Here is an 18,353-nt window from a genome sequence, read left to right as displayed (position 1 = left end):
CGGAGAACGCCGTGCACGACGTCGACCGGGCGCTGTTCGAGACCGAGCGGGAGACCGCCTTCACCGATGGGTTCGGAAGGGCGGTGATCGGGTGGCGTGGGAGTGGACGGCGGAATGCCGAAGGCCCGTCGACCACCGCACGGCGTGGCGGCGGGGCGCGCGGGTCTCGTGCCATGCTGGTCGTGACGACGGATCAGGGGGTGTGCGTGGCGTCGAAGCGCAAGGGGGGCGTGGCGCCGTACGTGGCGCTGCTGGTGGCACTGCTCATCTTCGTGCCCCCGTTCCGGGAAGCGGTCCTCGGCTGGGGCGCCCAGCTCGTCGACTCGCTGAAGGACCTCACACCCTTCCGGCCCTGACGGCCGGGCCCGGCGCCCCGCGGTCGGGGCGCCGGGACGGCGTCAGAACTCCACCGGCAGCGTGTCCAGGCGGCGGTTGAGCGGCACCACGTTCCGCCACGGCACCCGGTCGTAGCCCGCCCGCAGGTCGGGCAGCCGGTCCAGCAGCAGGCGGAAGCACTCGTCCGCCTCGACCCGCGCCAGCGCCGCGCCCAGGCAGTAGAACGAGCCCATGCCGAACGCCGTGTGCCGGTTCGGCTTGCGCGTCACGTCGAAGCGGTCGGGATCGGGGAACACCTCCGGGTCGCGGTTGCCCGCGTTCATGGCGAGGTAGACGCGCTCACCCGGCTGGAACCGGTGGCCCGCCACCTCGACCTCCTCCTCCGCGACCCTGGAGATCACCGAGGCGGGGCCCTCCAGGCGCAGCATCTCCTCCACGGCCGAGGGCACGAGGTCGGGCCGCTCGCGCAGCAGCGCCAGCTGGTCGGGGTTCTCCAGCAGCAGCACCAGGCCGTTCGCGATCAGGTTGGCGGTCGTCTCGTGGCCCGCGAACAGCAGCAGCACGCAGTTCGCGACCGCCTCGGCCTCCGACACGGCACCGCGGCTCTCGGCTGCGGCGAACATGCTGAGCAGGTCGTCGCGCGGTTCCGCCCTGCGGTCGGCGAGGATGGGCCGCAGGTACTCCTCCATCTCCAGGATGCTGCGCTGGCCCGCCCGCAGGTTGTCGACGTCCGCGATCGTGAACACCGCGGTGATGTCGCGCGACCAGGCCTGCAACTGCTCGCGGTGGCTGGTCGGCATCCCCAGCATCTCGGCGATCACGTTGGCGGGCAACGGGTACGCGAGGTCGGCGACCACGTCCATCCGGCCGAGCGGCGCCACGGCGTCCAGCAGCTCGGTGGTCAGCTCCCGCACCCGCGGCCGCAACCCGTTCACCATCGCCGGGGTGAAGTACCGCTTGAGCAGCTGCTGGAACCGGACGTGGTCGACGTCGTTGGTGTGCCCCATCCAGCGTTCGAGCGACTCCCGCATCGGGCTCAGCTCGGCGACCTCCGCCGGGCTGAGCCTGTCGAGGCCCTGCGTCAGGTTGCCGCTGATGAACCGGGGCTCCCGCAACGCGGCCACGATGTCGGCGTGGCGCGTCAACAGGTAGGAGTTCAGGTCGGGCATCCAGCTGACGGGGCTCTCGGCGCGGATCCCGCGCAGCATCGCCACGGGGTCGTCCGCGGCTTCGGGCGAGTACACGTCGCAGGTGGGGACGGGTGGTGCGGGAACGGGCATGTGCTCGGTCCTCCAGGGGCCGGGAAGCGGTTCTCCGCTCCTATCCAGCACCCGTTCACCCTCTCCTGTCGACCCCCGAAAGGGTCAACCGCGTTCGGCGGACGACTCGGCCGCGACCGGGTGGTACCCCTCGGCCGCACCGGGTGACCAGCGGTTCTCCGGTGCTGTCACCCGGATGCGCGCCCGTGGTTTCCGGTGTGGATGATCCGGATCACCCACCGGCGGGTGCCCGGACCGGGGTCCGGGCACCCGCGTCGCGCCGATCACGCGCAGAACGCGGTGTCCACACTGCTCAGCACCGCTTTGACGGCCTTCAGCTCGTCGCCGAAGGTGCCCGGCAGCGCGGTCACCGCGAGCCCCACCGAACGGCCGTCGTCGGTGGCGCCGCCGCGGGTCTCGTACCCGTCGATGTCACCGCCGTGGCCCCAGTACAGGCCGCCGCAGGTGAGCGGGATGCTGACCAGGCCGAGGCCGTAGCGCCACTCCGAACCGGGGTACACCGGCGCGTCGACCGTCCTGCGCATCTCGGCCAGTTGCGCCGCGGGGAGCAGCTTGCCGTCCAGCAGCAGGCGGTTGAACTTCGCGAGGTCGCTCGGCGTCGAGATGAGCTGGCCCGCGGCCCCGCCCCAGGAGGGGTCCATCTCGGTCACGTCGATCACCGTCCTGTCGGTGGTGCTGACGGTGCCGTAGCCCTGCGCGTGGGGCTCGCGGACGGTCTGGTCACCGGGCTGCGGCCAGTACGTGTGGCGCAGCCCCGCCTTCTTGATGACCCGCTCGGTGATCTGCTCCTGCACCGGGCGCTCGGTGACTCGCTCGACGAGGAAGCCCGCCAGCAGGTAGTTGGTGTTGCTGTACTTCCACGAGGTGCCGGGGGCGAAGTCCGCCGGGTGGGCGAGTGCCGCCGCGAGCAGCTCGTGGGGGTGGAAGAACCGGTGCTGGATCTTCTGGAAGTGGTCCAGCCCGATGTGCGCGGTGTAGTTCGGGAGCCCGCTGGTGTGCTGGAGCAGGTGCCGCACGGTGATCTTGGTGGCGTCGACGCCCTCGCCGCGCACCACGCCCGGCAGGTAGGTCTCGATCGGCGCGTCCAGGTCCACCTTGCCCTCGGCCACCAGTTGCAGGACCACCACCGCGGTGAACGTCTTCGTGCCGCTGCCCGCCCGCACGTAGCCGTCGCGGGGGACCGGGACCCGGCGGTCGATCCGCGCGGAACCGGCGACCAGCGAGGTCGTGCGGCCGTCGCGGCTCACCGAGGCGAGCGCCGCCGGGAACCTCTCCTGGCTCACCAGGGAGTTGAGGCTGTCCTGGACGGCCGGGTGCCCGGACGGGCCCGCCGCCGCGCTCGCGGTCCAGCAGGCGCCCACCAACCCCGCCACGGTCAGGACCGCCGCACCCTTGCGCACCGTCGCGATGGTTCTGCTCATCGTGGATCTCCTCCGTTGATCTGGTCGATGGGGAGATCCTGCGCGATCCGCGGCCGGAGATCAGTGGTGCGGCCCACCCGGTCCGGGGTGGAGCCCACTCCACCCCTAGGGGTCGCACTCCACTTGAGACGGTCGGCTCCCCGTCCCGCGGCACCGGTCGGAAACTCGGTGGACAACGCGGACCGCCCCGAGCATGGTCGTCACCATGCGACAGGACGAGGTCTGGGACACCGAGGCGGCCCAGCGGTACGACACACCGGGCACCGGCATGTTCGCGCCCGAGGTGCTGGGGCCGACGGTGGACCGCCTCGTCGAGCTGGCCGGTGGCGGGCGGGCGCTGGAGTTCGCCGTCGGCACCGGTCGCGTGGCCGTGCCGCTCGCGCGGCGCGGCGTGTCGGTCACCGGGATCGAGCTGTCACGGCCGATGCTCGACCGCTTGCGGTCCACAGTGGACGAATCGACGATCCCGGTCGTCGTCGGGGACATGGCGACCGCCACCGCCCCCGGCCGCTACTCGCTCGTCTACCTGGTCTACAACACGATCTCGAACCTGCTCACCCAGGCCGAGCAGATCGACTGCTTCCGCAACGCGGCCCGCCACCTCGACCCCGGTGGCCGGTTCGTGGTCGAGCTGGGCGTGCCAGACCTGCGCAGGCTGCCACCGGGGCGGGACGCCGCGGTGTTCCACTCCGAACCCGGCTACCTCGGCGTGGACACCTACGACCTGGTGCGCCAACACCTGGTGTCCCACCACTTCACGTTCGACGGCAGCGGGCGGGTCCGACTGGCCCGCAGCCCGCACCGCTACGTCTGGCCCGCCGAACTCGACCTGATGGCGAGCGTGGCCGGGTTCGACCTGGAGTCCCGGCACGCCGACTGGGCAGGTGCGGAGTTCACCGCCGAGTCCGACTCGCACGTCTCCGTCTACCGCGTCCGGTAGCGCCGGTCACCGGGTCGGCGCCGGGCGCCGGGAGCGGGCGAGCGCCAGCCCGCCGAGGAGCACGGCGACCAACCCGACCACGACGGCGACGCAGCCGCCGACGATGCCGTAGCCGGTGCCGGGCCCGCCCCGCGCCGCTCCCACGACGAGTCCGCCGACGAGCGCGCCGACCAGACCCGTCGCCAGGGCGGCGACAGCGCCTCGCCTCCCGGCGCGGCGGGCCAGCGCCAGCCCGCCGAGGGCCACGCCGACGAGTCCCAGCAGCGCGGCCACCAGCGACCAGGACCGCCCGGTGGTCAGGGCGGAGGACTGGGCCAGCGCGGACGTGGTGAACCGGAGAGCGGACATGGTGTGCTCCTTCACTGCGACGGGTTTTCCCCGCAGAGCATGTCCGTCGGAGCGCCGTCCGTCGTCGTGCCCGCGCGGGAGATCCGCGCTGCCGCCGTCGTCGCGGGGGACTACCGCGGATGTCGTGGGAACGGCGGGACTACCGCGTTCGCGGTAGTCGGCAGGTCGTCCGCGAGCAGGACTCGCCAGGGCCCACCGCTGGCTACTGTGCACGCATGAGCGGGCCGCGGATCGGTGTCGGGGACTGGGGGATCGCCGTCGGCGTGGCGGCGGCCCTGCTGGTGGCCGGGCTGTCCGGGCGGCACCCCTCCACCCTCCTCGACCCGCTCGGCCACGTGGTGCTGGCGACCGGTGGTCTGGCGCTGGCCGCGCGCCGACGGGCACCGGTCGCGGTGCTGGCGGTGACCGGGGTGTGCGCGTTGGCCCACCAGGCCCTCGGGTTCGACGTGCCCGTCGTCGCGTTCCTGTTCGCGGTGTACGCGGCGGTGCGGGCGGGCCACCGGCTCGTCGCGGTGGTGGGGGCGGTGGCCATGCTGGTGGCCGTCCCGCTCGCGATCCTGGTGTCGCCCCACGACTGGCCGGTCGGCGAGGCGGTCGCGCAGGCGCGGGACGTCCTCCAGATCGCCTGGCTGGTCGCCGCCGGCGCGGCGGGGGAGGCGCTGCGGCAGGCCGAGCGCCGGGCGGACGAGGCCGAGCGCACCCGTGAGGAGACCGCGCGGCGCCGGGCCGACGAGGAGCGGCTGCACATCGCGCGCGAGCTGCACGACTCGCTCACCCACCAGATCTCCGTGATCAAGGTGCAGTCCGAGGTCGCCGTGCACCTCGCCCTCAAGCGGGGGGAGGAGGTGCCGGAGTCCCTGCTCGCGATCCGCGAGGCGGGTCGGGAGGCCGCACGCGAGCTGCGCGCGACCCTGGAGGCGCTGCGGGACGACGACCGGAGCCCGCCGCTGGGGCTCGACGACGTCCCGGACCTGGTGCGCCGGGCCCGCGCGAACGGCCTGGACGCGAGGCTGGCGGTCGAGGGGGACCGCGACGCCGTGCCCGCCGCGGTGGACCGGACCGCCTACCGGATCGTCCAGGAGTCGCTGACCAACGTCGCCCGCCACGCAGGGGCCGCCACCGCGTCGGTCCGGATCGACCACCGGCCCGACGTCCTGGCCATCCGGGTCGACGACGACGGCGCGGCCGCACCGGACTCCGCGCCCGCGCCCGGTGTCGGGCTGCTCGGGATGCGGGAGAGGGTCACGGCCCTCGGCGGTCGCCTGAGCGCGGAACCGCGCGCGGGCGGCGGGTTCACCGTGCACGCCGAACTGCCCGTGGACCGGACGCCGTGATCCGCGTCCTGCTCGTCGACGACCAGCCGCTGCTGCGCGGCGGGTTCCGGGCGCTGCTGGAGGTCGAGGACGACATCGAGGTGGTCGCCGAGGCCGCCGACGGGGAGCAGGGCCTGGCGCTCGCCCGGCAGCACCTGCCCGACATCGCGTTCCTCGACATCCGGATGCCGGTCGTGGACGGCATAGAGGCGACCCGGCGCATCGCGGCGGACCCGGAGCTGGCCGCGGTGCGCGTCGTCATCCTGACCAACTACGGCTTGGACGAGTACGTCCTCGACGCCCTGCGCGCGGGTGCCGCCGGGTTCCTGGTCAAGGACATCGTGCCGGAGGACTTCCTGCACGCCGTCCGGGTCGCCGCGCGCGGTGACGCCCTGCTGGCGCCGTCGATCACCCGCAGGTTGATCGACCGGTACGTGGCGCAGCCGCCCGACCCCGCGAGCAGCGCCGGGCTGGACGAGCTGACCAACCGGGAGCGGGAGGCCGTCGTCCTGGTCGCGCGGGGCCTGTCCAACGACCAGGTCGCCGCGCGCATGGCGATCAGCCCCCTGACCGCCAAGACCCACGTCAACCGGGCCATGACCAAGCTGGGTGTCCGCGACCGCGCCCAGCTCGTGGTGCTGGCCTACGAATCCGGCCTGGTGGCCGTCCGCGAGCCCTGACGCCGACCGCGGTGCGCGGCGCGCGAGCAGGACGCGCCGCGACCGCCGTCGGTGTCAGCCGGAGACCGACGCCGAGAAGTTCCCCACCGCCAGGCCCGTGCCGCCGTTCCACGGCTCGAAGCCCGCCTGGATGCTGGTCAGGTACCAGGAGTCGGTGATCGCCCCTCGGGCCCGCACGTCGTTGATGAAGTCGCGCACGCTGAACGACCACGACGAGATGGCGGACGGGGCGACGTAGGAGATGACGTTGTTGGCGCCGTTGCTGCCGCGCCACACCTCCCAGGTGCGCCCGCCTACCGACGTCGTGCCCACGGCGCTGCCGATGGGCTGGATCGGGCCCTGGCGGTTGAACCAGATCATGATCTCCATCTGGTTCACCCCGTTGGTCTTCGGCGTCGGGTCGAGCCAGATGTCGTAGGACGCGTTGTAGGTGCCCCCGGTGTAGCGGTAGTCGATCGAGGACGTCGCGCTGCGGATCCGGCTGACCTGCATCGGCAGTGACGAGCCGGGGGAGCAGTTGCCGTAGTGGCAGCCCAGGAAGACCGACGGGTAGGACAGGGGAGCGCCGTTGGTCGGCGCCGAGCCCTGCTGCGTGGTGATCTGGAACCCGGTCGAGGTGACGTTGATGCACTGCGCCGCCGAGCTGCCCCACCGGTTGTTCTGGACCACGTAGCGGCCCCCGATGGTGGTCGACCCGTACTGCTCGCAGATCGTCGTGTCGGCCTGCGCCGGTGCGACTGCGGCGATCGTGCCCGCGGCCAGCAGACCTGCCAGCGCGAGGACGCGGAGGGTGCTTAGCATCGAACTCCTTTCGAAGGCTCGCGGCGGCGGCTTCTGGGAACGCTCCCACATTTTCGGTCCGTCCGCTCGCGGGCGGGCCGAACCCGATCACCGCGACGGGTCCGCGACACGGCCGCGACACGGCCGGGACAGGGCCGGGACCCGCGCCCAGCAGGCTCGGGACCCATGGGTGTTCTCGAACGGGGTCCCGCGCGCTCGGCGGGACTGGACGGTGTCCGCGGGGTCGCGGTGGCCGGGGTGCTGCTGTTCCACGCGGGCCACCTCGGCGGTGGTTTCCTCGGTGTGGACCTGTTCTTCGCGCTGTCCGGCTACCTGATCACGGACCTGCTGCTGCGCGAGGTCGGGTCGGACGGGACGGTGTCGCTGGTCGCGTTCTGGGGCAGGCGGTTCCGGCGGCTGCTGCCCGCCCTGACCCTGCTGATGGCGGGCACCACGCTGGCCGTGTGGGCGCTGGGGGAGCCGGACCTGCGGGCGACGGCGCTGTCGGACGGCCCGTGGGTGCAGGCGAACCTGGTGAACTGGCACCTGCTGGCCGAGTCGGCGGGCTACTGGGACGGGTTCGGGCCGGGGCGGGTGTTCGGCCACCTGTGGAGCATCGCAGTGGAGGAGCAGTTCTACCTCGTGTGGCCGGTGGTCGTGCTGCTGGTGGCCAGGGCGGTCGAGCGGGTGGAGCACGGGGTCGCGCTGGTCGCGGTGGTCGTCTCGGTGCTGTCCCTGGTGCTGGTGGTCCTGCTGTTCACCCCCGGCGACCCCACCAGGGTCTACACCGGCACCGACACCAGGGCGTCCTCGCTGCTGCTGGGCGCGCTGGCGGCCACCGCGCCGGTCCGCCGGGCCGTGGTCGAGGCGGTCGGCCGCCGGGTCGTCCCGGCGCAGGTGCTGGTGACCGGCGCGCTCGCGGTGCTGTGGACCAGCGCCGACGGCGAGGACGCGCACTGGCTGTTCCGGGGCGGGCTGTTCGCGCACTCGCTGCTGGCGGCGCTGCTGGTCCTGCTCTGCGCGCGGACGCCGGACTCGGCGGTGACCCGGCTGTTCGGCTGGGCCCCGCTGCGCGGGCTCGGCCTGGTGTCCTACGGCCTGTACCTGTGGCACTGGCCGGTGTTCGTGGTGCTGTCGGAGGACCGGCTCGGCCTGCACGGGTGGGCGCGCACGGGGGTGCTGTGCGCGGTGTCGCTCGGCCTGGCCGTGCTGTCGAAGGTCCTGGTCGAGGACCCGATCAGGTTCCGCGCCCCGTGGGCGAGGGGACGAACGGGGCTGGCGGTCCTCGCGGCGGCCACGGTCGCGCTCGCGGCGCTGTGGGTCGTCGTGCCGGAGCCGCCCGCGGCCCGGATCGACGTGGGCGACCTGCACGTCAGCCGGGTGGGATGACCGGGCAGCGGCGGGGCGGGTTCGGCTCGGTGCCCGGCAGGGTGAACACCACCAGCACGGTGGTCGACGCCGAACCCCCGCCCTGCACGTGCACGCCCAGCGCGGTGCACACGACCTGGTCGACGCCCAGGTCGGTCAGGTCGGCGCCGGTCAGCGGCAGGCGGACGGTGATCCGGTCGGCCGAGGTCTCCACGACCACCCTGGTCTCGCCCCGCGCGCTGATCTCGGTGTGCAGGTCGGGATCGGCGCCGGGGCCGGTCAGCAGCAGGGCCAGCGCCTCCACGACGGTGCCCAGCCTGCCGGTCTCGCGCGGTTGGGGCCGCAGCCGCTGGTCGGCGTCGACGAAGAACAGCGTCACCCCCGGCGCCAGGCCGGTCGGCGCGCGCATCCCGTCGACCACCTCGGAGGACCCCGCGCCGCAGCCGGTCAGCAGCAGGGCCAGCCCGACGGCCGCGAGCCGCTTCACGACGGTTCCCGGTGGTGGCGCGGGAGCCGGAGCACGAACCGCGCCCCACCGCCCTCGGCGTTGCCCGCCACCAGGTCGCCGCCGTGCAGCCGCGCGTTCGCCAGCGAGATCGCCAGCCCCAGGCCGCTGCCCGCCGAGTGCGCCCTCGCGGTGTCGGCCTTGTAGAACCGGTCGAACACGTGCGCCACCACCTCCTGGTCCAGGCCCGGCCCGTGGTCGGTGACCTCGATCTCCACCCGCTCGTCGTCGGCGCTCAGCCGCAGCGCCACCGGCGGTGCGCCGTGGCGCAGCGCGTTGCCGACGAGGTTGGCGATGATCACGTCCAGCCTGCGGCGGTCCAGCGTCGCCCCCACCTCCTCGGGCAGGTCCAGCCGCACCAGGTCCCGCCAGCCGCGCGCGCCGAGGCAGTCGCGGACCGCCCCGGCCACCTCCACCGGCTCGGCCCGCAGGCTCACCATGCCCGCGTCGAACCGGGAGACCTCCATCAGGTCCTCCACCAGGGCCACCAGCCGCTGGGTCTCGGCCAGCGCCAGCTCGGCGGACTCCCTCGCCGCGGGCTCGCGGTCGTCGACGGAGTCGGCCAGCACCTCGACCACGGCGGTCAGCGTGGTCAGCGGGGTGCGCAGCTCGTGCGAGACGTCGGCGACGAACCGCCGCAGCTCCGCCATCGCCTCCTGCACCGACGCGGCCATCCCGTTGACCGTCCGGCCCAGGTCGGCCAGTTCGTCCCCGCCGCGCGTCGACATCCGGGCGGACAGGTCACCCGCCGCCAGCGCCCGCGCGGTGTCCCGGACCCGGCGCACCGGCCGCAGCACCCCGCCCGCCGCCACGAGCGCCAGCAGCACCGCGACGGGCAGCGCCAGCGCGCTGGTCAGCGCCGCCGTCCACAGGAGGCGGCCCACCTGCCGGTCGGTCTCGGCGAGGTCGCGCACCGCGTAGACCTCGACGCCGGAGGGGGAACGCCGCAGGTCGATGCCGGTGAGCACGATCGGGGTGCCGATCAGCAGCTTCCGACTCCCCCCGGTGGTCACGGTCTGGAACACCAGCCCGCCCCGGTCCCGGACGGCGGCCCGCAGGGCGTCGGTGATCACCGGCAGGTCCCCCGACCGCAGGTCGCGGTAGCTCACCTGGGTGTCCTCGCCGATCGAGGCGCGCAGCCGGTCGAGCGAGTCGGGTGTCGGTGGGTGCGCCAGGTCCGCGGTGACGGCGCTGATCTGGCGCTCCAGCGTCTCGGTGAGCCGCCGCCTGCTCTCCTCCTCCAGCGCGGTCCCCGCCGTCGCGGCCCCGGCCCACGCGGCCGCCGCCGCGCCCAGCACGGTCACCAGCACGAAGGCCACGACCAGCCGGGAGCGCAGCCCGCGCGGGCGGAACCACCGGCTCACAGCGGGCCGAACCGGTAGCCGAAGCCGCGCACGGTCTGCACGTACACCGGCTCGGCAGGCACGTCCTCGATCTTGGCGCGCAACCGCTGCACGCAGTTGTCCACCAGCCGGGAGTCGCCGAGGTAGTCGTGCTCCCAGACCAGCCGCAGCAGCTGCTCGCGGCTGAACACCCGGCCCGGCGCGCCGGACAGGGTGAGCAGCGTGCGCAGTTCGATCGGGGTCAGCGCCACCGGCCTGCCGCGCTTGGCCACCGACGCGCCCGCCGCGTCGATCACCAGGTCGCCGGACGTGCGCACCTCGTCGGTCGGCAGCCCGCCGCGGCGCAGCACCGCCTTGATCCTGGCGTCCAGCACGGCGGGCCGCACGGGCTTGACCACGTAGTCGTCCGCGCCCGCCGACAGCCCGGCCACCACGTCGAAGTCGTCCCCGCGCGCGGTGAGCACGATGATCGGGACCGACCCCAGCGCCCTGATCCGGCGGCACACCTCGAACCCGTCCACGTCCGGCAGCATCACGTCCAGCACCACGAGGTCCGGCGCGGCGGAGCGGACCCGGCGCACGCCCTCCTCGCCGGTCCCCGCCGTGCTGACCTCGTTGCCGTAGCGGGCCAGCGCCAGCTGGAGCGCCCTGCTGACCCGCGGATCGTCCTCGACGAGCAAGATCACGGCCATCTGCCCAGTATCCGGGTCGCCGGTGTCCCAGCCACCGGGGGTCAGCAGCCCCGGAACGCCGGGTCGCCCGCCCAGCCGGTGTTGGCCCAGACCTCCGGCTCGGCGGGCGTGAACCCCGGCACGAGCCGGGCCAGCTCCTCCAGCAGCCACGTGGTGAACCGGGCCGCGCCCTGCGGGCAGGTGTGGACGCCGTCGGGGTGGCGGTCGCGCTCGCCGTCGCGGTCCTGCTGGTAGGTCGGCCCCCAGACCGCCGCGCTGTCCAGCACCGCGGCCCGGCCGCCGGAGCCGTCGGCCACCGCCCTGGCCACGGCGGTGGTGCGCCGCAGCTCCTCGACGTGCGGGGCGTAGAAGTCGTCGACCCTGATGGGCGGCACCGTGGTGAACACGAGCTCCGCGCCCGCGGCGGACACGGTCTCCAGCAGCCTCCCGTAGGCCGCGCGCTGCTCCTGCTCGGTCCCCCAGTCGAACGTGGACACCTGGTAGACCACCACGGTCGGCGCGAACGACCGCAGCTCCTCGGTGAGCCGGTCCCACGTGGCCGTGGTCAGGTCGGGGATGCCGGAGACGTTGCCGCCGCCCTCGGAGGCCATCGACTCCAGCGCCAGCCCGCCCGCCTTCGCGGCGGCGGCCAGCGGGACGGCCTCGCCCGCGGCCACCGAGTCGCCCATCCACAGCAGCCGGGCCGAGGGGGACGCGGTGCTCCCGGCGGCGGTGGGCGACGGGTCCGCCCCGGAGCAGGCGGTGAGCAGGGACAGCGCGGAGGCGGCGATCACGACTGCGGCACGTGTGGTCATGGCCTCCACGGTTCCCCTCCCGCGTCCACGTCCCGTCCACCGCGTGTCCCGGTCCTGTCGCAACGCCGCGCGCTCACGGGCGGACCGTCCATGTGAGACACCGCTCGGCGGGGTGGGGCCGCGGTCTGGAAGGGTGGGCGGGTGCTCGACGGGCAGAACGTGGTGCTGCGGCGGTACCTCCAGCACGTGGTGGACCAGGTGCTGGTCCACGTCGCCACCGCCTCGGCCACGCTGTGGGGGGCCGCCGCGGCGTACGGCCTGGTGAGACTGGGCGCCCCGTGGCAGGTCCTGTTCCTGCCGCTGGTGATGCTCATCGGGGTCAGCCTGCTCGGCACCCTCTACGTCGAGGTCTTCGTGCCCCACCGGAAGGACGACGCCACACCCGCGATGCGCTGGCTGGGGCTGAAGGTCGTCCGGCTCGACGGCGGTCGGCCGAGCAGGCGCGACTACCTGGTGCGCTGGCTGCTGTTCGCGGTGGACGGCCTGTTCCTCGGCCTGCTGGGCGCCGTCCTGATCGCCGTCACGCCGAAGCACCAGCGCTTCGGCGACCTGGTGACGCGGACCACCGTCGTGCGCGTCGCGAAGACCCCCACCTCGTCCCGGAGGACTAGGCGGTCGGCGGATCTCGTCCTCGCGACCGAGGCCGCGGAGCGCGCGGGCCACCACGATCGCAGGTCTTGATCCTCGATCCGGAAGGCCCACCATGCGACGACAGGCAAGGGTCGCGGCGGCGGTCGTGCTGACCGTCATCACCACCTCCGCTCCCGCCACCGCGCTCGCGGACCCGCTCGACCGGTACACCGAACAGCAGGTGACCTGGGGGGCGTGCCCCTTCACACCGCAGGAAGGGGCGCCCGCCGTGGAGTGCGCGCTGATCAAGGCCCCGAGGGACTGGGCGGCACCCGACTCGGGCGTCGACCTCGACGTCTCCGTCAGCCGCACGAAGGCCACCGGTGACCGCGCCGGGGTCCTGCTGCTGAACCCCGGCGGCCCCGGCGGGCAGGGCGCCGCGTTCGCGAACTCGCTGGCCGGGCTCGAACCCGAGGTCAACGGGAAGTACGACTTCATCGGCATGGACCCGCGCGGCACCGGCGGCACGTCGCCGACCGACCTCGGCTTCCGGTGCCACGTGCCGACCGGGCGCCTGCCCCAGGGCCTGCTGGACGCGCGGGACCGCGGTGCGCGGAGCATCGCGGCGCACCAGCAGGTCCCGAGGGCCGTCGCCGAGGCCTGCCAGAGCGACGCCATCGCCCCGTACGTCACGACGTGGCAGACCGCGCACGACATGGACCTCGTGCGGACGCTGCTGGGGGAGGAGAAGCTCAACTACCTCGGCTACTCCTACGGGACCTGGCTCGGCGCCAAGTACGCGTCGCTGTTCCCGGCCTCCACCGGGAAGGTGGTGCTCGACTCCAGCGTGAACTGGCAGGGCAGGCTCCAGGCCGCGTTCGAGGCGTTCCCGGTGATCGACCAGCGCCAGTTCGACGACCAGTACCTGCCGTGGGCGGCCCGGAACTTCCCGGACGTCGTCGGCTCCACCCCGGTGGAGGCGAAGGCCACGTGGGAGCGGGCGCGCGTCTTCTTCGCGTCCCAGCAGATCTCGCCGGACGGCTTCGACCGCGCGTTCGTCGGCATGGGCAGCCCCCTGGGCTGGCTGCTGGGCACGCTGGTGTTCGTGATCGGCGCCAACGGAGCCGCCGGCGGCGGCGAGTCGCTCGCGGGCGTCGCACCGGAGCTGCGGGAACGGCTGGACGGCCTGTCCCGCACCGAGTTCGGCGTGCCCGCGGCCGAGCTGACCCCGGCGCGGATCGCCGAGGCCGCGCCGGACTACACGTTCGTCCCCGGCACGCGCTACGCGGTCGCGTGCGGCGACCAGCCGACCCGGTCGGCCGCCTGGTACCGCGCGCTGAGCGACCGCCAGGGTCCGGCGAACCCGTTGTACGGCTGGGCCTACGGGCTCTCCGAGCCCTGCGGGTTCTGGTCCGACGCGCCCAGGCGGCAGCTGCCGACGCTGCCCGCGCAGGTGGCGGGCAACATTCTGGTGGTGCAGGGCGAGTTCGACCCGCAGACCGGCTACGAGCAGGCGCGCGACGCCGTGCGCGCGGCACCGGGCGTCGGGTTCGTGTCGGTGGACGACGCGCCGTACCACGGCCAGTACGCCACGAGCGGCAACCCGTGCGTGGAGGGCATGGTGAACGTGTTCCTGCTGCACGGTTCCCGGCCGGGGACCGCGGTGTGCCCCGGTGTCCCGCTGATCGACGAGGACGTCGTGCACCCCGTCGCGGGTCCCGTGAAGACCCCCGCGACCGTCCTGGCGGCGCAGGCCCCGACGCCCGCGACGCCGCTGCGCGACCACGTCCAGGAGTACCTGCGCGAGGTCAACGCGCACTCGCCCCGATAGGGAGCCGGCTGATCCCCTAGTGCCCGCGCACTAGGGGATCAGCCGAAAGAACTAGGCGGATCCTCCTTGCACTGCGCCACATCCGGGAAGGCCATAGCTTTCGGGCATGGTTACCTCGACGCACAACACCACCCCTCCGACCACGATCATCGCGGCCTTCTTCGGCTTCCTCGCGAACACCGTCACCAGCCTGGTGTCGATCGCCGTGCTCGCCGGGTCGCGCGACCAGCTCGTCGACACCCTGCGCCAGTCCAGCGGCGCGTCGATGACCGAGGAGCAGCTCCAGAGCTCGGCCACGGTCGGGCTCGCCTTCGCCATCGGCGTCGCGGCGCTGATCGCGCTGGTGGACCTGTGGCTGGCGTTCAAGCTCAAGGCGGGCCGCAACTGGGCGCGGATCGTGCTCACGGTGCTCACGCTGCTCCAGCTCGCGTCGATCCTCACCACCGACGGCAACACGGCCATCGGCTACGTGAGCTGCGCCATCGCGGTGATCGCCGTGGTGCTGAGCTTCCTGCCCGCCTCCAACGCCTACATCGCGGGCGTCAAGCGAGCCGGGTGACCGGACCCGATGACGATCCGAGTGCTGGTCGCCGACGACCAAGCCCTGGTGCGCACGGGTTTCCGGCTGATCCTCGACGCCGACCCCGGCATCCAGGTCGTCGCCGAGGCCTCCGACGGCGAGTCGGCGGTGCGGCTGGCGCGGCACCTGCGCCCGGACGTCACCGTGCTGGACGTGCGGATGCCGAGGATCGACGGCGTCCGCGCCACGGAACTGCTCGCGGGCGAGGGCGTGCCGGATCCGTTGCGGGTCCTCGTGGTGACGCTCTACGACGTGGACGAGACGGTCGAGGCCGTCCTGTCCGCGGGCGCGGCCGGCTTCCTGCTCAAGGACGCCGGACCGCGCCTGCTCGTGGAGGCGGTGCACGCCGCCGCGCGGGGCGAGTCGATCGTGTCGCCGTCGGTCGCCACGAGGCTGCTGCGGCACTTCACCCGCACCACCCGCCGCGCTCCCCGGCGCGACGAGGTGCCGTTGACCGCGCGGGAGTCCGACGTCGTGCTCGCGGTGGCGCGCGGCCTGGAGAACGCCGAGATCGCGGCCGAGCTGTCGATCTCGCTGTCCACCGTCAAGACGCACCTGGCGGGCGCCCGGAACAAGCTGGGCGCCCGCAGCCGCACGGAGATCGCCATCTGGGCCTGGGAAGGTGGACTGGTCGAATGACCCGACCCGAACGGCCGCTCCGCTCACGGGCCTGGTCGGTGACGCCGTGCGCGACGGCGGGATGATCGTCCCCATGGCAACGACCGGACCTCCCGCGCGCCGAGGCGTGCTCGTCGCCGAGATCACCGCGCTGGTGGTGGCGACGATCGCGGACAACGTGCTGGTGGTGCGGCAGGGGGGCAACTCCGGGGTCGTGTCGTCCGCGCTGTCGGCGGTGGTCCCGCACATGGGCACCGCCGTGGCGGTGCTGGCCGTGCTGCGCCGCCGCTTCCCGGACCGCGTGGCGCTGCTCGGCTGGTCGGTGATCGGTCTGTCGGCGCTGAGCACGGCGGTGGCCGGGTTCGTGGGGATGACCGGGGTCGGGTCGGCCTCCCACCCGGTGGTCACGGAGGTCCTGGCCGTCGCGCTGGTCGCGGGTGCGGGGTGCAGGCGCCTGCGGCCGGTGGGGGCGACGGTGCTCGCGACGGCCGCGGGGATCACCGTCGTCTCCGCGCCCGTGGTCCGCTACGGGTTCGAGTCGAGGGCGGCGCTGGGAGCGGTGCCCGCCGCGCTGCTGTGGGGCACGGCGCTCGCCATCGGCCTGGTGCTGCGCGACGCCGACGCCCGGCACGTCGCCGCACTGGACCGCGTGCGCGAGAGCGAGCGCCTCCAGCTCGCGCGGGAGCTGCACGACCTGGTGGCGCACCACGTCAGCGGGATCGTCGTCCTCGCCCAGGCCGCGCACGCCCTCGCGGAGGACCCGTCGGTGCCCGACCAGGACCCGGTGGAGGTCTACCGGGAGGTCGAGCAGGCGGGTGCCGAGGCGCTCACCTCGATGCGCAGGCTGGTCGGGATGCTGCGCAGCGACCCGCTGCCGCCGCTGCCCAGCGGCACCCTCGGCGACGCGGTGCGCGCCGCCGCGGGCGACCAGGCCGAGGTGGACGTGACGGAGGAGCTGGACGGGATGCCGGTGCCGTCGGACCTGTCCAGTACGGTCCACCGGATCGTGCTGGAATCGATGACCAACGTGCGGCGGCACGCGCCCGGCGCCACCGCGGTCGAGGTCAGCGCCTACGTGGACGAGGGGGAACTCGTGCTGGACATCCGCAACGACGGGGTCAGCGGCGACCGCGGGGGCGACGGCTACGGCCTGGTGGGCATGGCCGAGCGGGTCTCGTCGCTGGGCGGGGCGCTCGACGCCGGTCCGGAACCGGACAACCGCTGGCGCACGACCGCGTGGCTCCCGCTGCGCGGCGAGGAAGGGGTCTGATGCCGATCCGGGTGCTGATCGCGGACGACCAGACCCTGGTGCGCACCGGGTTCCGGCTCATCCTGAACGCCGATCCCGGCATCGAGGTCATCAGCGAGGCCGCCGACGGCGAGGCCGCGGTGCGGCTCGCCCAGCGGTACCGGCCCGACGTGACCCTGATGGACATCCGGATGCCCAAGCTCGACGGCCTGCGCGCCACCGAGCTGCTCGCCGGCCCCACGGTCGTCGACCCGCTGCGGGTCGTCGTCGTGACCACCTACGACGTCGACGAGAACGTCTACGCGGCCCTGCTCGCGGGGGCGTGCGGCTTCCTGCTCAAGGACGCGGGGCCCCGGCTTCTCCTCGAAGCCGTGCACGCGGCGGCCAAGGGGGAGTCGATGGTGTCTCCCTCGGTCACCGTGCGGCTGCTGAAGCACTTCACCGAGGACGCGGGCGCTCGGACGCCACCGAGGCCGGACATCCCGTTGACGGCGCGGGAACTGGACGTCGTGCTGGCCGTCGCGAGAGGACGGACGAACGCGGAGATCAGCGCGGCGCTGCGGATCTCGCTGTCCACCGTCAAGTCCCACCTCGCGAGCGTCCAGGCGAAGCTGGAGGCGCGCAACCGCACCGAGATCGCCATCTGGGCGTGGCGGAACCGGCTGCTCACCTGACCTCACCCCGGTGGTCGGCCACGTCGTCGACGTCGGCGTAGCGCCACGGCAGCAGCGGCGGGTCGCCGGGCGACGGCGCTCGGGTGGCCCGGTCCTCCTGGCGCTGGACCTCGATGTGCGTCCGGTGCGAGCTCGGGTCCCAGATGTCCTCGAACGGCGCCACCAGCGAGTGGCCGCTGCCGCGCTGTCGGGCCCGCACGGCCAACCACGCGAACACGGCCAGGCTGAGCGGAAGGCAGGCCACCGTCGCCAAGGGCCCCAGGAAGTCCATGCGCCCGACCGTACAGTAACGTCGTGTATCCAGAAACGGTCTGTTACTGAAGTAGGTGGGCATGGCCAGGCTGACCCGCGCCGAGCAGCAGCGGCGCACCCACGACCAGCTCCTGGAGTCCGGGCGGCAGGTGTTCCTGCGGCGCGGGTTCCTGGCGGCGACGGTCGAGGAGATCGCGGCGGACGCCGGCTACACCCGCGGCGCGGTGTACAAGCACTTCGACGGCAAGGAGGGCCTGTGGCTGGCGATCGTGGACGGCCACGCGGAGGCGCACCTCACCTGGCTGCGCGCAGCCCTGGCGGGTGCCACCACCCGTGACGAGCTGGTCGCCGCCCTGTTCCCGGCCACCGTGCTGGACGAGGACGCGGCGAAGTGGAGCGCGGTCGCCGCGGAGGTCCTCGCCGCGACGGCGCGGCAGCCCGTGACGGCGGCGGCGGTCGCCGCGGTCCAGCGGCGCCACGACGACCAGGTCGTCGCCCTGCTCGACACCCACGTGGAGCGGCTGGGCGTGACGCCCGCGATCCCGCTGTCCCAGGCGGTGGTCCTGCTGGGGGCGCTGGGCATCGGCCTCGCCCTGCGCACGGCGGTCGCCCCGACGGCCGGTTCCGCCGACATCGTGGACCACGTGCTGGCGGGCCTGTTCCCGGTCGGTGCCGACCGAGAGCGTCGACGATCCTGACGGCACGGCGACCTCCCGCCCACCCCGGATCTCCGACGGCCGGATCCGCGAGCCGGTGGAGGGGCCGTGGGCGAGGGTCGG

21 protein-coding genes are annotated in these 18,353 nt (G+C 73.8%); 12 read left to right on the top strand and 9 right to left on the bottom strand.

Annotated features, from left to right (window positions below; genetic code table 11):
• Positions 1-182: 182 nt before the first annotated feature.
• Entirely contained in the window at positions 183-356 is a 174-nt protein-coding gene (locus AC156L_RS10280) for a hypothetical protein (RefSeq protein WP_330874276.1), read from the top strand.
• A 42-nt stretch (positions 357-398) separates the two neighbouring features.
• Here AC156L_RS10280 and AC156L_RS10275 read toward each other — a convergent pair whose 3' ends face one another.
• Together AC156L_RS10275 and AC156L_RS10270 are read right to left on the bottom strand one after the other, a co-directional pair.
• Positions 399-1,616 (bottom strand): cytochrome P450, encoded by a 1,218-nt coding sequence (locus tag AC156L_RS10275; RefSeq protein ID WP_330874275.1) that lies wholly within the window; start codon positions 1,614-1,616, stop codon positions 399-401.
• Between the two features lie 263 nt (positions 1,617-1,879).
• Positions 1,880-3,037: a serine hydrolase domain-containing protein gene (locus AC156L_RS10270; RefSeq protein ID WP_330874274.1), complete on the bottom strand. Its 1,158-nt coding sequence runs from the start codon at positions 3,035-3,037 to the stop codon at positions 1,880-1,882.
• A gap of 205 nt (positions 3,038-3,242) precedes the next feature.
• Between AC156L_RS10270 and AC156L_RS10265 the strand changes: the two genes are divergently transcribed.
• Complete coding sequence (locus AC156L_RS10265) at positions 3,243-3,977, top strand: class I SAM-dependent methyltransferase (protein ID WP_330874273.1); 735 nt, start codon at positions 3,243-3,245, stop codon at positions 3,975-3,977.
• A 6-nt stretch (positions 3,978-3,983) separates the two neighbouring features.
• On the opposite strand, the gene AC156L_RS10260 is transcribed toward AC156L_RS10265, so the two are convergent.
• Complete coding sequence (locus tag AC156L_RS10260; protein ID WP_330874272.1) at positions 3,984-4,325, bottom strand: DUF6223 family protein; 342 nt, start codon at positions 4,323-4,325, stop codon at positions 3,984-3,986.
• Between the two features lie 215 nt (positions 4,326-4,540).
• Here AC156L_RS10260 and AC156L_RS10255 point away from each other — a divergent pair, with 215 nt between their 5' ends.
• Complete coding sequence (locus AC156L_RS10255; protein WP_330874271.1) at positions 4,541-5,659, top strand: histidine kinase; 1,119 nt, start codon at positions 4,541-4,543, stop codon at positions 5,657-5,659.
• Positions 5,656-6,318 carry a response regulator transcription factor gene (locus AC156L_RS10250; RefSeq protein ID WP_330874270.1) on the top strand — a complete coding sequence of 221 codons (663 nt, stop codon included), beginning with the start codon at positions 5,656-5,658 and terminating at the stop codon, positions 6,316-6,318. The genes AC156L_RS10255 and AC156L_RS10250 overlap by 4 nt, the downstream gene beginning before the upstream one ends.
• Positions 6,319-6,372: 54 nt before the next feature.
• Here the strand turns inward: AC156L_RS10250 and AC156L_RS10245 are convergent, their stop codons facing one another.
• The gene (locus tag AC156L_RS10245) at positions 6,373-7,119 is read right to left on the bottom strand and encodes a GH12 family glycosyl hydrolase domain-containing protein (protein ID WP_330874269.1); all 747 of its coding nucleotides are present in this window, start codon (positions 7,117-7,119) and stop codon (positions 6,373-6,375) included.
• A gap of 165 nt (positions 7,120-7,284) precedes the next feature.
• Here AC156L_RS10245 and AC156L_RS10240 point away from each other — a divergent pair, with 165 nt between their 5' ends.
• Entirely contained in the window at positions 7,285-8,487 is a 1,203-nt protein-coding gene (locus tag AC156L_RS10240; RefSeq protein WP_330874268.1) for an acyltransferase family protein, read from the top strand.
• Here AC156L_RS10240 and AC156L_RS10235 read toward each other — a convergent pair.
• The 4 genes from AC156L_RS10235 to AC156L_RS10220 are packed head-to-tail and all read right to left on the bottom strand — an operon-like array spanning position 8,471 to position 11,800.
• Positions 8,471-8,953 carry a hypothetical protein gene (locus AC156L_RS10235; RefSeq protein WP_330874267.1) on the bottom strand — a complete coding sequence of 161 codons (483 nt, stop codon included), beginning with the start codon at positions 8,951-8,953 and terminating at the stop codon, positions 8,471-8,473. The genes AC156L_RS10240 and AC156L_RS10235 overlap by 17 nt on opposite strands.
• Positions 8,950-10,335: a HAMP domain-containing sensor histidine kinase gene (locus AC156L_RS10230; protein ID WP_330874266.1), complete on the bottom strand. Its 1,386-nt coding sequence runs from the start codon at positions 10,333-10,335 to the stop codon at positions 8,950-8,952. Before AC156L_RS10230 ends, AC156L_RS10235 begins: the two co-directional genes overlap by 4 nt.
• Entirely contained in the window at positions 10,332-11,006 is a 675-nt protein-coding gene (locus AC156L_RS10225; protein WP_330874265.1) for a response regulator transcription factor, read from the bottom strand. Before AC156L_RS10225 ends, AC156L_RS10230 begins: the two co-directional genes overlap by 4 nt.
• A 41-nt stretch (positions 11,007-11,047) precedes the next feature.
• On the bottom strand, positions 11,048-11,800 hold the full coding sequence (locus tag AC156L_RS10220) for an SGNH/GDSL hydrolase family protein (RefSeq protein ID WP_330874264.1): 753 nt from the start codon (positions 11,798-11,800) through the stop codon (positions 11,048-11,050).
• Between the two features lie 141 nt (positions 11,801-11,941).
• Between AC156L_RS10220 and AC156L_RS10215 the strand changes: the two genes are divergently transcribed.
• The 6 genes from AC156L_RS10215 (at position 11,942) to AC156L_RS10190 (ending at position 17,322) form a co-directional block, all read left to right on the top strand.
• A complete protein-coding gene (locus tag AC156L_RS10215; protein ID WP_330874263.1) occupies positions 11,942-12,481 on the top strand; it encodes an RDD family protein in 540 nt (179 codons plus the stop codon).
• A 22-nt stretch (positions 12,482-12,503) separates the two neighbouring features.
• Positions 12,504-14,201: an alpha/beta fold hydrolase gene (locus tag AC156L_RS10210; RefSeq protein ID WP_330874262.1), complete on the top strand. Its 1,698-nt coding sequence runs from the start codon at positions 12,504-12,506 to the stop codon at positions 14,199-14,201.
• A gap of 106 nt (positions 14,202-14,307) precedes the next feature.
• Positions 14,308-14,760 carry a hypothetical protein gene (locus AC156L_RS10205; RefSeq protein WP_330874261.1) on the top strand — a complete coding sequence of 151 codons (453 nt, stop codon included), beginning with the start codon at positions 14,308-14,310 and terminating at the stop codon, positions 14,758-14,760.
• A 9-nt stretch (positions 14,761-14,769) separates the two neighbouring features.
• On the top strand, positions 14,770-15,420 hold the full coding sequence (locus AC156L_RS10200) for a response regulator transcription factor (RefSeq protein ID WP_330874260.1): 651 nt from the start codon (positions 14,770-14,772) through the stop codon (positions 15,418-15,420).
• A gap of 73 nt (positions 15,421-15,493) precedes the next feature.
• A complete protein-coding gene (locus AC156L_RS10195) occupies positions 15,494-16,669 on the top strand; it encodes a sensor histidine kinase (RefSeq protein WP_330874259.1) in 1,176 nt (391 codons plus the stop codon).
• Positions 16,669-17,322: a response regulator transcription factor gene (locus AC156L_RS10190; RefSeq protein ID WP_330874258.1), complete on the top strand. Its 654-nt coding sequence runs from the start codon at positions 16,669-16,671 to the stop codon at positions 17,320-17,322. The genes AC156L_RS10195 and AC156L_RS10190 overlap by 1 nt, the downstream gene beginning before the upstream one ends.
• Here the strand turns inward: AC156L_RS10190 and AC156L_RS10185 are convergent.
• Complete coding sequence (locus AC156L_RS10185; RefSeq protein WP_330874257.1) at positions 17,315-17,593, bottom strand: hypothetical protein; 279 nt, start codon at positions 17,591-17,593, stop codon at positions 17,315-17,317. The genes AC156L_RS10190 and AC156L_RS10185 overlap by 8 nt on opposite strands.
• Before the next feature lie 61 nt (positions 17,594-17,654).
• On the opposite strand from AC156L_RS10185, the gene AC156L_RS10180 reads away from it, so the two are divergent.
• Positions 17,655-18,272 (top strand): TetR/AcrR family transcriptional regulator, encoded by a 618-nt coding sequence (locus AC156L_RS10180; protein WP_330874256.1) that lies wholly within the window; start codon positions 17,655-17,657, stop codon positions 18,270-18,272.
• The last annotated feature ends 81 nt before the right edge of the window (positions 18,273-18,353 follow it).

The sequence above is a fragment of the Umezawaea sp. genome, assembly GCF_057122925.1.
This window is presented reverse-complemented; position numbering and strand designations above follow the sequence as displayed.